Here is a 13,118-nt window from a genome sequence, read left to right as displayed (position 1 = left end):
AAGTGGTGGCGCGCGAGACCCTGCACTTTCTGGAGGCGGGCGAGTTCCTGCCCTGAGGCCTGCCGAGCGCCGTCAGGCCCAGCGTGCACTGTCATCGCGAGGCGCGGAGCGCCGTGGCGACCTCCTTGGGCGGGCCCGGGTTCGACCCGCACGCACGCCCGGGCTGCCTCCGGGGGGTGCTCGCTGTACTCGCCCCTCGCGCCGGACAGCGGTGTGTTCAGCGCGCTTCGCTCTCTCTATGTGCCGCGGTGTCCCTGCGGGGCTTCGCAATGACGCAGGGAGAGGTGACTGTGGGGTGCCGCGCATGCATCCGTGATTAGCGCGGCCCCAGCGATTAGACTGTGCGCATTCTGATGCCCGGCGCCATGCCGGGCCGGCACAACCGAACCCAACTCAAGGAGTCGTGACCGAATGGCAGGCCACAGCAAGTGGGCGAATATCCAGCACCGGAAGAACGCCCAGGACGCCAAGCGCGGCAAACTCTTCACCAAGCTGATCCGCGAGATTACCGTCGCCGCGCGCCAGGGTGGCTCGGATCCGGAGACGAACCCGCGCCTGCGCCTGGCGATCGACAAGGCGCTGGGTGCCAACATGACCCGCGACACCATCGAGCGTGCGGCCAAGCGCGGCGCGGGCGAGAGCGATGGCGACAACGTCGAGGAGATCCGCTACGAGGGGTATGGCCCGGGCGGTGCGGCCATCCTGGTCGACTGCATGACCGATAACCGCAACCGCACGGTCGCCGAGGTCCGCCATGCCTTCTCCAAGATGGGTGGCAACCTGGGTACCGACGGCTCGGTGGCCTACCTGTTCCAGAACAAGGGCGTGATCCGTTTCGCTCCCGGGCTGGACGACGAGGTGGTGATGGAGGCCGCACTGGAGGGCGGGGCCGAGGACGTGCAGGTCGAGGACGACGGCGCCATCGAGGTGATCACCGAGCCGGATACCTACCAGGATGTGCGAACGGCACTGGCGGAACGCGGTCTGGACCCGGAAAACGCCGAGGTGACCTGGCGCCCGGAGACGCTGGCCCCGCTCGACGCGGAGACCGCCGAGTCGGTCCTCAAGCTGCTCGAGATGCTCGACGACCTGGACGACGTGCAGAATGTCTACACCAACGCCGACTTCCCGGACGAGGTCAGCGGTGACTGATCCGACCGCGGCGTGAGCGGCGTGCGCATCCTCGGGATCGACCCCGGTTCCCGGGTCACTGGCTTCGCGGTGATCGAGTATGACCAAAGCCGCGGCCGTTCTTGCGGCCACGGGGTGATCCGGCCGAAGGCGAAGGCCTTTCCCGAGCGCCTGGGCGAGATCTTCGCCGGGGTCGTGGAGGTCATCGACGAGCTCAAGCCCGACGTGCTGGCCATCGAATCGGTGTTCGTTGCGCACAATGCCCAGTCCGCCATCAAGCTGGGGCATGCCCGGGGCGCGGCCATCTGCGCCGCCACCCAGGCCGGCCTTGCGGTACACGAATACGCGCCGCGCGCGATCAAGCTGGCGGTAGTCGGCATCGGCGGCGCGGACAAGGAACAGGTCCAGCACATGATGCAGCAACTGCTACGCCTGGCCGAACCGGCTAGCAGCGACGCCGCCGACGCCCTGGCCGTTGCCCTTTGCCATGCACACACCCAGCAGAACGAGGCCCGTCTGCTGGGTTCGGCCTCCGCGATGATCGGGGGGCGTCCATGATTGCCCGGCTGGAAGGCCGACTCATCAGCCGCGAGGTCAATGGCGTGGTGATCGACGCGTGTGGGGTCGGCTACGAGGTCGATGTCCCGCTGTCCACGCTGGCGGCCTTGCCGGAACCGGGCGAGACGGTCGTGCTGGCGACCCACCTGCTCGTGCGCGAGGACGCCCACCAGCTGTTCGGCTTCCTGAACAAGCGCGATCGCGACCTGTTCCGGCGCCTGATCCGCGTGAACGGGATCGGCGCCAAGCTCGCGCTCGCCATGCTCTCCACCTACGCCGGCGACGAACTGGCGGGCCTGATCAGCGGTGGCGATGTGACCGGCCTGGCCAAGGTGCCGGGCATTGGCAAGCGCACTGCCGAGCGCATCGTGCTGGAGCTGGGTGAACGTCTCGCCGAGATGGGCTTTGCCGGCGCACCCGCCGGGGGCGTGGCAGGCGGTGAGCCGACGCCCGCCGCCGCGATGGAGGGCGAGGCCCTGGCCGCGCTGGAGTCGCTGGGCTATCCGCGGGCCAGCGCCGAGAAGATGGTCGCGGCGGTCCGCGACCAGGCGGATTCGGTGGAGACGCTGGTGCGGCTGGCCCTGCGCGCCACCGTCAAGCGCTAGCGCGTGCCGGGCCTCGCAGCGCACTGGCGAGTCAGCGCCGGGCAGTATGCGGACCGAGGAAACCGTAAACCCCCAGCGACGAACCGGGACCAGCCATAAAGCCGGATATTGAACTCGGGCCAGCTGCGAAGGGAGCGGGCGGCGACGCCGAAAGCGGGGATCTCGTTGGACGCCGCGCGCGGCGCTCGCGTACACTTGGAAGCGTATCCGCACCCGTCCCGTGAGCGCCGAACCGTTGTCCAGAACAGGGCCCCGTCCCTGTTGAGAACGGTGTGGGCGAGGTCGGGTCCAAGACCCGAATCGATCGCAGTATCGCCGCCGGTCACTGGCCTGGCGGCCCCGACCCAGACCATCCGGAGGTCCCCCGTGTCCGCGCCTGCTCTGCTCGTCCTGGAAGATGGCACTGTATTTCATGGTCAGGCGATTGGCGCCCTGGGCCAGACGGTTGGCGAGGTGGTGTTCAACACCGCGATGACCGGGTACCAGGAGATCCTGACCGACCCGTCGTATCACCGTCAGATGGTCACGCTGACCTATCCGCATATCGGCAATACCGGGACGAACCCGGAGGACGACGAATCCGCGCGTGCCCATGCCGCGGGGCTGATCATCCGCGACCTGCCGCCGCTGGTGTCCAATTGGCGCTCGCGCGAGTCGCTGCCGGACTACCTGCTGCGTCACGGCATCGTGGCGATCAGCGGTATCGATACCCGCAAGCTGACCCGCATCCTGCGCGAGAAGGGCGCGCTGAACGGCTGCATCCAGGCCGGCGAGGTGGATGAGGCCGCGGCCCTGGCGGCGGCACGCGAATTCCCCGGGATCAAGGGCATGGATCTGGCGCGCGAGGTGACCACGCGCAGCCGCTACGAGTGGCTGGAAGGGACCTGGCAGTTGGGCGAGGAGCCATCCCGGGTCGACCCGGACGCTGCCGACTATCACGTGGTGGCCTACGACTTCGGCATGAAGAAGAACATCCTGCGCATGCTGGCGGATCGTGGCTGCCGCGTGACCGTGGTCCCGGCCGAGACGCCGGTGGACGAGGTGATGGAGCTCGAGCCCGACGGGGTATTCCTGTCCAACGGTCCGGGCGACCCCGAGCCCTGCACCTATGCGATCGAGGCGATACGGGACTTCTGCGAGCGCAAGCTGCCACTGTTCGGGATCTGCCTGGGGCATCAGCTGCTCGGCATCGCCAGTGGCGGCAAGAGCATGAAGATGAAGTTCGGCCACCACGGGGCGAATCACCCGATCCGGCACGAAGAGAGTGGGCGGGTGATGATCTCGTCGCAGAACCACGGCTTCGCGATTGATGAGGACAACCTGCCGGAGACGCTGACGCCGACCTACCGCTCGCTGTTCGACGGCACGTTGCAGGGCATCGCCCGCACCGACTGCCCGGCGTTCAGCCTGCAGGGCCACCCGGAGGCCAGTCCGGGCCCGCATGACGTGTCCCCGGCGTTCGACGACTTCGTCGAGATGATGCGTGCCGCGCGCGGCTAGACCGTTTTTCCTGATTTCCGATTTCGACAGCCTGCGAGAGCTGCTCCATGCCCAAGCGTAACGATATCCAGAGCATCCTGATCCTCGGGGCCGGCCCGATCGTGATCGGCCAGGCCTGTGAGTTCGACTACTCCGGTGCCCAGGCCTGCAAGGCCCTGCGCGAGGAGGGTTTCCGGGTGATCCTGGTGAACTCCAACCCGGCGACGATCATGACTGACCCGGAGATGGCGGATGCCACCTACATCGAGCCGGTGGAGTGGGAGACGGTCGCCAAGATCATCGAGAAGGAGCGCCCGGATGCGGTGCTGCCGACCATGGGCGGGCAGACCGCGCTGAACTGTGCGCTGGATCTGTCGCGTGAGGGCGTGCTCGAGAAGTACGGCGTGGAGATGATCGGCGCGAACGAGGCGGCGATCGACATGGCCGAGGACCGCGATCACTTCAAGGCGGCGATGGCCGACATCGGCCTGGACACCCCGACCGCGATGCTCGCGCACTCCTGGGAGGAGGCGCAGGAGATCCAGCCGAAGATCGGCTTCCCGGTGATCATCCGGCCCTCGTTCACCCTCGGTGGTTCGGGCGGCGGTATTGCCTACAACCGCGAGGAGTTCGAGTACATCGTCAAGAACGGGCTCGACCTCTCGCCGGTCAACCAGGTGCTGCTGGAGGAGTCCGCGCTCGGCTGGAAGGAGTTCGAGATGGAGGTGGTCCGCGACAAGGCGGACAACTGCATCATCATCTGCTCGATCGAGAACCTCGATCCGATGGGTATCCACACCGGTGACTCGATCACTGTGGCCCCGGCGCAGACGCTGACCGACAAGGAATACCAGATCATGCGCGACGCCTCGCTGGCGGTGCTGCGCAAGATCGGCGTGGAAACCGGCGGCTCCAACGTGCAGTTCGCGATCAACCCGGAGAACGGGCGCATGATCGTGATCGAGATGAATCCGCGGGTGTCGCGCTCCTCCGCGCTGGCCTCCAAGGCCACCGGCTTCCCGATCGCCAAGGTCGCGGCCAAGCTGGCGGTGGGCTACACCCTCGACGAACTGAAGAACGAGATCACCGGCGGGCTGACCCCGGCCTCCTTCGAGCCGTCCATCGACTACGTGGTCACCAAGATCCCGCGCTTCACCTTCGAGAAGTTCCCGCAGGCCGAGGCGCGCCTGACCACGCAGATGAAGGCGGTGGGCGAGGCCATGGCCATCGGTCGCACCTTCCAGGAGTCGTTCCAGAAGGCGCTGCGCTCGATGGAGACTGGCATGGACGGCCTCGACGAGCGCATTGACCTGGAAGCCGACGACGTGGTGGACCAGCTGCGCACCAAGCTCGCCAACCCCAGCCCGGAACAGGTGCTGTACGTGGCAGACGCCTTCCGTGCCGGGTTCTCGATCCAGGATATCTTCGACCTGACGGCGATCGACCCCTGGTTCCTGGCGCAGATCCAGGAACTGGTGGACGTCGAGAAGGGCCTGCGCGATCGCATCCTGGGCGACATCAAGGCCGAGGAGATGTACCGGCTGAAGCAGCGCGGTTTCTCCGACCTGCGCCTGGCAACGATCCTCAACGAGACCGAAAAGGCTGTGCGCAAGCATCGCCACGGCCTCGGCGTGCGTCCGGTCTACAAGCGGGTGGATACCTGTGCGGCCGAGTTCGCGACCACCACCGCCTACATGTACTCCTCGTACGAGGAGGAGAACGAGGCGGAGCCGACCGACAAGCAGAAGATCATGGTCCTGGGCGGCGGGCCCAACCGCATCGGCCAGGGCATCGAGTTCGACTACTGCTGCGTGCACGCCGCGCTGGCGATGCGCGAGGACGGCTACGAGACCATTATGGTCAACTGCAACCCGGAGACCGTCTCCACCGACTACGACACCTCGGACCGCCTCTACTTCGAGCCCCTGACGCTGGAGGACGTGCTGGAGGTTGTGGCGACCGAGAAGCCGGCCGGCGTGATCGTGCAGTACGGCGGGCAGACGCCGCTGAAACTGGCGCGCGACCTGGAAGCCGCGGGCGTGCCGATCATCGGCACCAGCCCGGACTCCATCGACCTGGCGGAGGATCGCGAGCGTTTCCAGGCCCTGCTGAACAAGCTGGGGCTCAAGCAGCCGCCGAACCGCACCGCGCGCAGCGAGGAGGAGGCCGAGAAGCTGGCCGAGGAGATCGGTTACCCGCTGGTGGTGCGCCCCTCCTACGTGCTGGGTGGCCGCGCGATGGAGATCGTGCGCGATCGCGAGGACCTGCGCAGCTACATGCAGAACGCGGTGTCCGTCTCCAACGATGCCCCGGTGCTGCTGGACCGCTTCCTGGATGACGCCATCGAGGTCGACGTCGACGCGATCTCGGATGGCGAGAATGTGATCATCGGCGGGATCATGGAACACATCGAGCAGGCCGGTGTGCACTCGGGCGACTCGGCTTGTTCGCTGCCGCCGTTCTCGCTGTCTATGGAGCTGCAGGACGAGATGGTCGAGCAGGTGCGCAAGATGGCACTAGGGCTCAAGGTCGTCGGCCTGATGAACACCCAGTTCGCGATCAAGGGAAACGACATCTACGTGCTGGAGGTGAACCCGCGGGCCTCGCGCACCGTGCCGTACGTCTCCAAGAGCGTCGGCCGCCCGCTGGCCAAGATCGCCGCGCGCTGCATGGCTGGTCAGACCCTTCCCGACCAGGGCGTGGGGGACGCCGTTTATCCGGACTATTACTCGGTAAAGGAGTCGGTCTTCCCGTTCGCCAAGTTCCAGGGCGTGGACCCGATCTTGGGGCCGGAGATGAAATCCACCGGTGAGGTGATGGGGGTCGGCCGCAGCTTCGCCGAGGCCTTTGCCAAGAGCCAGCTGGGCGCGGGCGTGCTGCTGCCGTCCACCGGCAAGGCCTTCGTGTCGGTACGCGAGATCGACAAGCCGCTGGTGGGCGAGGTCGCCCGGCGTCTGGTCGAGCTGGGTTTCGAGGTGCTGGCCACCCGCGGTACGGCGAACGTGCTGGAAGAAGCGGGTATCGCGGTGACCCGGGTGAACAAGGTCACCGAAGGCCGACCGCACATCGTGGACATGATCAAGAACGACGAAATCAGCTTCATCATCAATACCGTGGAGGGCAAGCAGTCGACCTCCGACTCCTACACCATCCGCCGCGAGGCGCTCATGCACAAGGTGGGCTATACCACCACCATCGCCGGGGCCAGGGCCACCGTGCAGGCCCTGGACCATCTGGGGGCGAATGACGTCTTCCGGCTGCAGGACCTCCACCAGGAAAACCTCGGAGGGAAAAGCGCATGAACAAGACGCCCTTGACCGTGACCGGCGCGGAAAAGATGAAGGAGGAACTGAAGAAGCTGAAGGGCGAGGATCGCCCGCGCGTGGTCAACGCGATCTCCGAGGCGCGCGAACATGGCGACCTCAAGGAGAATGCCGAATACCACGCCGCACGCGAGCAGCAGAGCTTCATCGAGGGCCGTATTCGCGAGCTGGAGGCGAAGCTCTCCAACGCCCAGATCATCGATGTGACCACCTTGCCGCAGACCGGCAAGGTGGTGTTCGGCACGACCGTGGTGCTGGAGGCGACCGAGGACGGGCGCCAGGTGACCTACAAGATCGTGGGCGAGGACGAGGCCGATATCAAGAACAACATGATCTCGGTCTCCTCTCCCATCGCGCGGGCGCTGATCGGCAAGGAAGAGGGCGATGTGGTTACCGTGCAGGCCCCGGGCGGGGAGATGGAGTACGAGATCCTGGAGGTCCGCTACGTCAAGTGACGGGACCTTGGGTCGGGTCGCGCCCGTTTGCGGGGCGGGGCGGCGCCGTCAGGCCGGGTCCAGCGAGACCTTGGGGTCGTCCGGGTTGCGCCGGAACAGGGTGGCCACATACCCAATGCGCTGCACTCGCTCGGCGCCGGTGCGTTCGCACAGTTCTTCCACGGCCCCGTTGCGGGCCTCGCGGTCGCCGATGTTCACCCGGATTTTGACCAGTTCGTGGTGGGTGAGTGCCTGCTCCAGCTCCACGAGTACTGCGTCGGTCAGCCCATTGCGGCCAATGGTCACGATGGGTTTGCGAGGGTGGGCGAGGCTGCGCAGATGGCGCCGTTGCGCGTCGGTGAGGTTCACGGGAGGCCATTTTCGGTGTTGAAACCGCGAAATTGTAGCACGCCGCGCCCTGGCGCGAGGACCGGGCATGCCGAAGCGTAGCCGCTCGAGCCAGCGCTGGCTGAAGGAGCATTTCGACGACCCCTACGTCCAGCGGGCCCAGCAGGAGGGCTACCGCGGGCGCGCGGTCTACAAGCTCCAGGAGATCGACGAGCGCGACCGGCTGCTGAAGCCCGGGATGCGCGTGGTGGATCTGGGCGCGGCTCCCGGCGGGTGGACCCAGTACGCTGCCCGGAAGATTGGTCGCAAGGGCGCGCTCGTCGCCACGGACATCCTGCCGATGGACCCGGTCCCCGGCGCGGAGATCGTGACCGGCGACTTCCGCGAGGATGCCGTTCTGGAGGCGATCCTTGCGGCCCTCGGGGGCGAACCCGCCGACCTTGTCCTTTCCGACATGGCCCCCAACCTGACCGGTACGGATGCCGTGGATCAGCCGCGCTCGATCCACATTTGTGAACTGGCACTGGAGTTGGCCACCCAGATTCTGAACCCCCGGGGGGCGTTTCTGGTCAAGCTCTTTCAGGGGGAGGGTTCGGACGCCTACCTGACCGAGGTCCGCCGCCGGTTTGGATCGGTCAAGGTGCGCAAGCCGAAGGCCTCGCGGCCACGGTCACGGGAAGTGTATGTATTGGCGCGCGAGCCCCGGGATGTGTAAAGCTCCCCGCAACTGACGATTGATGTTTTTCGAGGTGTCGTTTTGAACGGTCTGGCCAAGAACCTGATTATCTGGGCGGTGATTGCCGTCGTCCTGATGTCTGTCTTCAACAACTTCGGCCCGCAGCAACAGACGCAGGACGTGCGGAGTATTACCTACTCCGAGTTCATCCGCGATGTGCAGGGTGGCCGCGTGGACAACGTCACCATCGAGGGCGAGAAGATCAAGGGCACCGACCTCGAGGGCCAGGAGTTCACTACGGTGAACCCGAATGACCCCGGTCTGATCGGCGACCTGCTGCAGAACAACGTGGATGTGAATGCCCAGGAGGAAGCCGAGCGCTCACTGCTGATGAGCATCCTCATTAGCTGGTTCCCGATCCTGCTGCTGATCGCCGTGTGGATCTACTTCATGCGCCAGATGCAGGGCGGCGGGGCTGGCGGGAAGGGCGCGATGTCCTTCGGCAAGTCCAAGGCCAAGCTGATGTCGGAAGATCAGGTGAAGGTCGGGTTCGGCGACGTGGCCGGCTGTGACGAGGCGAAGGAGGAGGTGACCGAGCTGGTCGATTTCCTCCGTGACCCGTCGAAGTTCCAGAAGCTGGGCGGCCAGATCCCACGCGGCGTGCTGATGGTCGGCTCGCCGGGTACCGGCAAGACGTTGCTGGCCAAGGCCATCGCCGGCGAGGCCAAGGTGCCGTTCTTCAGTATCTCCGGTTCCGACTTCGTCGAGATGTTCGTCGGGGTGGGCGCCTCGCGGGTGCGGGACATGTTCGCCGAGGCCAAGAAGCACGCCCCCTGCATCATCTTCATCGACGAGATCGACGCCGTCGGGCGCCAGCGTGGCGCCGGCATGGGCGGCGGTCACGACGAGCGCGAGCAGACCCTGAACCAGCTGCTGGTCGAGATGGACGGCTTCGAAGGTACCGAGGGGATTATCGTGATCGCCGCGACCAACCGCCCCGACGTGCTCGATCCTGCGCTGCTGCGCCCAGGGCGCTTCGACCGTCAGGTGGTGGTGCCGCCGCCGGATGTGCGCGGTCGCGAGCAGATCCTCAAGGTCCACATGAAGAAGACCCCGATCGCCGATGACGTGCGTCCCGACCTGATTGCGCGTGGCACGCCGGGCTTCTCCGGCGCGGATCTCGCGAACCTGGTCAACGAGGCGGCCTTGTTCGCGGCCCGTTCCAACAAGCGCCTGGTGGACATGTCCGACTTCGAGCGCGCCAAGGACAAGATCATGATGGGCGCCGAGCGCAAGTCCATGGTGATGTCCGAGGACGAGAAGAAGCTGACGGCCTACCACGAGGCCGGGCACGCGATCGTCGGCCTGACCGTGCCGGAGCATGACCCGGTGTACAAGGTCAGCATCATCCCGCGTGGACGGGCCCTGGGCGTGACCATGTTCCTGCCCGAGGAGGATCGCTACAGCCACTCCCGGACGCGCCTGGAGAGCCAGCTGGCAAGCCTGTTCGGCGGGCGTCTGGCCGAGGAGATCATCTTCGGCAATGAAAAGGTCACCACCGGTGCCTCGAACGACATCGAGCGCGCGACGCAGATCGCCCGCAATATGGTCACCAAGTGGGGCTTGTCGGACAAGCTGGGTCCGCTGGATTACGGCGAGGAGGAGGGGCATCCCTTCCTGGGTGGCCAGATGGGCAAGTCGAAGCCGATGTCCGACGAGACAGCGCGCGAGATCGACGCGGAAGTCCGTTACGTCATCGATGCGAACTATCAGCACGCCAGGCAGATCCTGGTCGATAACATCGACAAGCTCCACGCGATGGCCGGGGCGCTGATGAAGTACGAGACCATCGACGACAAGCAGATCGAGGACATCATGGCTGGGCGGGAACCCCGCGAGCCGGCCGACTGGGACAGTGGCGGTGGTTCCGGCGGTTCCCCGCAGGCTAGTGACGATGCCGAAGCCGGCGCCCCGGAAGCCGAGGGTGGTTCGGGCGACGGTTCCAGTGGCAGGGATGACGACAACAAGGGCGTCGTGGGCGGCCCCGCGCCGCAGTCCTGACCGGGCTCGTCCCGCTCGTGACCGGGTGTGGTTCCGGTCGCGGTATCAGGCCGCCAGGCCCGTTGCCTGGCGGCCTTTTTCGTTGGGCTCTTCGGGAGAATGACCGTGCCGATTGACCAAGCTGTCCTGCAATGCGGGGAGCGCACCCTGGGTCTCGGGCAGGCGCGCATCATGGGTGTCCTCAACGTGACCCCCGACTCGTTCTCCGATGGTGGCCAGTACGCCCGGGTCGACGAGGCCCTCGCGCGTGCCCGGGCCCTGGTCGCGGAGGGCGCCGACATCCTCGACATTGGCGGCGAGTCCACGCGCCCCGGTGCCGAGCCGGTACCGCCCGCGGAGGAGCGCCGTCGCGTACTGCCGGTGATCGAGGCCCTGCATGCGGAACTTGCCGTGCCGATGTCGGTGGACACGATGAAGCCGGCGCTGATGCGCGAAGCGGTGGCTGCGGGGGCCGGGCTGCTGAACGATGTCAATGGCTTTCGCGCCGAGGGGGCCCTGGCTGTTGCGGTGGAGGCCGCCCGCGAGCGTGGTGTGGCGGTTTGTGCCATGCATATGCAGGGCGAGCCGCAGTCGATGCAGCGGTCGCCGCACTACGACGACGTGGTGGCCGAGGTCGGTGCGTTCCTCGACCAGCGGGCCGCCGAGCTGATGGCGGCCGGGGTGCCGCGTGGCCAGATCCTGCTGGATCCGGGGTTTGGCTTCGGGAAGACCCTGGAGCACAACGTTGCGCTGTTTCGCGGGCTACCACGCCTGGCGGCCGCCGGTTTGCCGCTGCTGGTCGGGGTCTCGCGTAAATCGATGATCGGGCAATTGCTGGGCGACCGCCCGGTCGCCGAGCGGGATCCGGGCAGTGCGGTTGCTGCCCTGCTGGCCGCGCAGGCCGGGGCGCGTGTACTGCGTGTGCACGACGTCTCGGCGACCCGTGATGCTCTGGCGCTATACTCGGTACTGAATGCGGCTGGTGGCAACGAGCAGGACAATCGAGGGAACTGATGGGGAAGTATTTCGGAACCGACGGGATTCGCGGGCGCACCGGGGACTGGCCGATGACGCCGGAGTTCGCGCTGCGCCTGGGCTACGCCGTGGGCGAGGTGCTGGGCGAGAATGGCCAGTGCCAGGGCCCGGTGCTGGTGGGCAAGGACACGCGTGTGTCCGGCTACATGTTCGAGTCGGCCCTGGAGGCGGGCTTGTCCGCCGCCGGGTTGGACGTTGCGCTGCTGGGGCCGATGCCTACGCCAGCCATTGCCTACCTGACGCACACCTTCCGCGCCACGGCGGGAATCGTGATCAGCGCCTCGCACAATCCGTTTCACGACAACGGGTTCAAGTTCTTCACGCCCGAGGGCGACAAGCTGCCGGATGCGACCGAGGCTGCTATCGAGGCCCGGCTGGACCAGCCGACTCAGCCGATCGACGCCGCACGCCTGGGCAAGGCGGTGCGCATTGCCGATGCGGCCGGGCGCTATGTGGAGTTCTGCAAGAGTGCGATCCCGGCGCGCTCCGAGCTGCGCGGCATGAAGATCGTGATCGACTGCGCCCACGGGGCGACCTACAACGTCTCTCCGCACGTGTTCGAGGAACTCGGCGCCCGTGTCGAGACCCTCGGGGTCAGCCCGGATGGCTACAACATCAACGAGGGGGTGGGCGCGCTGTACCCGGAGAAGGTCGCCGAACAGGTCCGGGCAACCGGGGCCGACCTGGGTATCGCGCTGGATGGTGACGGCGACCGGGTGATCCTGGCCGACGCCGACGGCACGGTCGTCGATGGCGATCAGATCCTCGGAATCCTCGCCCTCGCGCGGCAGCAGGCCGGCGGCTTCGATGGCGGCGTGGTCGGGACCCTGATGACCAATCTGGGTCTGGAACAGACCCTTAGCGCAGCCGGTATCCCGTTCGTGCGCGCCAGGGTCGGGGATCGCTACGTGCTCGAAGAACTCCGTCGCCGGGACTGGACCCTAGGCGGCGAGGGGTCGGGCCATATCGTCTGTCTCGAGCACACCACGACCGGGGACGGCACCGTCGCCGCGCTGCAGGTCGCGCACCTGATGCACCGTACGGGCCAGCCGCTGTCGGCGCTGTCGGCGGCCATTCCCAAGCTCCCGCAATGTCTGATCAATGTGCCCGTTAGTGGCGCCGCGGCTGGCTGTCTCGAGGCCGATCCGGTGCGTGCTCAGGTCGCCGCGGTGGAGGGGCAGCTCGGCCAGCGCGGCCGCGTACTGCTGCGCCCCTCGGGTACCGAACCCCTGGTGCGAGTGATGGTCGAGGGCGAGGATGCCGACGAAACCCGCTCAGCCGCCGAACGCATCGCGGACAGCATTCGCGCCGCAATCTGATCCGAGCCGTCGCTCGGGCGTCGCCCTGCCGCCTGCCGTGGAATGCCCGGTCCCGGCGCCGGGCGCTCGCTTGGTTGATTTGCTCCCGGTGCGCCGGTAACATCCCGCCGCTCTAATCATCATGATCGGACCCCGTCTATCCGCGGGGTCCGGCCGATCGCAGGAGGAAG

At 66.8% G+C, this 13,118-nt stretch carries 11 protein-coding genes; 10 read left to right on the top strand and 1 reads right to left on the bottom strand.

Annotation, left to right across the window (positions count from 1 at the left end; translation table 11 throughout):
• Positions 1-411 precede the first annotated feature (411 nt).
• The 6 genes from ACESLR_RS01650 (at position 412) to greA (ending at position 7,551) form a co-directional block, all read left to right on the top strand.
• Positions 412-1,152, top strand: coding sequence for a YebC/PmpR family DNA-binding transcriptional regulator (locus ACESLR_RS01650; protein ID WP_373024011.1), 741 nt, complete (start codon positions 412-414; stop codon positions 1,150-1,152).
• A 21-nt stretch (positions 1,153-1,173) separates the two neighbouring features.
• Positions 1,174-1,689: a crossover junction endodeoxyribonuclease RuvC gene (ruvC, locus tag ACESLR_RS01645; protein WP_373024070.1), complete on the top strand. Its 516-nt coding sequence runs from the start codon at positions 1,174-1,176 to the stop codon at positions 1,687-1,689.
• On the top strand, positions 1,686-2,294 hold the full coding sequence (gene ruvA / locus ACESLR_RS01640) for a Holliday junction branch migration protein RuvA (RefSeq protein ID WP_373024012.1): 609 nt from the start codon (positions 1,686-1,688) through the stop codon (positions 2,292-2,294). Before ruvC ends, ruvA begins: the two co-directional genes overlap by 4 nt.
• A gap of 366 nt (positions 2,295-2,660) precedes the next feature.
• On the top strand, positions 2,661-3,794 hold the full coding sequence (gene carA, locus ACESLR_RS01635) for a glutamine-hydrolyzing carbamoyl-phosphate synthase small subunit (protein ID WP_373024013.1): 1,134 nt from the start codon (positions 2,661-2,663) through the stop codon (positions 3,792-3,794).
• A 47-nt stretch (positions 3,795-3,841) separates the two neighbouring features.
• Positions 3,842-7,075, top strand: a complete 3,234-nt coding sequence (gene carB, locus ACESLR_RS01630; RefSeq protein WP_373024014.1) for a carbamoyl-phosphate synthase large subunit — start codon at positions 3,842-3,844, stop codon at positions 7,073-7,075.
• Positions 7,072-7,551: a transcription elongation factor GreA gene (greA, locus tag ACESLR_RS01625; protein ID WP_373024015.1), complete on the top strand. Its 480-nt coding sequence runs from the start codon at positions 7,072-7,074 to the stop codon at positions 7,549-7,551. Before carB ends, greA begins: the two co-directional genes overlap by 4 nt.
• 48 nt (positions 7,552-7,599) lie before the next feature.
• Here the strand turns inward: greA and yhbY are convergent, their stop codons facing one another.
• Positions 7,600-7,899, bottom strand: a complete 300-nt coding sequence (yhbY, locus tag ACESLR_RS01620) for a ribosome assembly RNA-binding protein YhbY (RefSeq protein ID WP_373024016.1) — start codon at positions 7,897-7,899, stop codon at positions 7,600-7,602.
• Positions 7,900-7,966: 67 nt separating this feature from the next.
• On the opposite strand from yhbY, the gene rlmE reads away from it, so the two are divergent.
• The 4 genes from rlmE to glmM all read left to right on the top strand — a co-directional run bounded on the left by rlmE (position 7,967) and on the right by glmM (position 12,948).
• Positions 7,967-8,593, top strand: a complete 627-nt coding sequence (gene rlmE / locus ACESLR_RS01615; protein WP_373024017.1) for a 23S rRNA (uridine(2552)-2'-O)-methyltransferase RlmE — start codon at positions 7,967-7,969, stop codon at positions 8,591-8,593.
• A 42-nt stretch (positions 8,594-8,635) separates the two neighbouring features.
• Complete coding sequence (gene ftsH, locus ACESLR_RS01610; protein WP_373024018.1) at positions 8,636-10,615, top strand: ATP-dependent zinc metalloprotease FtsH; 1,980 nt, start codon at positions 8,636-8,638, stop codon at positions 10,613-10,615.
• Positions 10,616-10,714: 99 nt separating this feature from the next.
• Entirely contained in the window at positions 10,715-11,608 is an 894-nt protein-coding gene (gene folP / locus ACESLR_RS01605) for a dihydropteroate synthase (RefSeq protein WP_373024019.1), read from the top strand.
• Positions 11,608-12,948 (top strand): phosphoglucosamine mutase, encoded by a 1,341-nt coding sequence (gene glmM / locus ACESLR_RS01600; RefSeq protein WP_373024020.1) that lies wholly within the window; start codon positions 11,608-11,610, stop codon positions 12,946-12,948. Before folP ends, glmM begins: the two co-directional genes overlap by 1 nt.
• The last annotated feature ends 170 nt before the right edge of the window (positions 12,949-13,118 follow it).

This window comes from Thioalkalivibrio sp., assembly GCF_041685615.1.
Lineage (GTDB): Bacteria > Pseudomonadota > Gammaproteobacteria > Ectothiorhodospirales > Ectothiorhodospiraceae > Thioalkalivibrio.
Note: the sequence above shows the minus strand (reverse complement) of the source record. Positions and strands in the feature narration are given on the sequence as shown.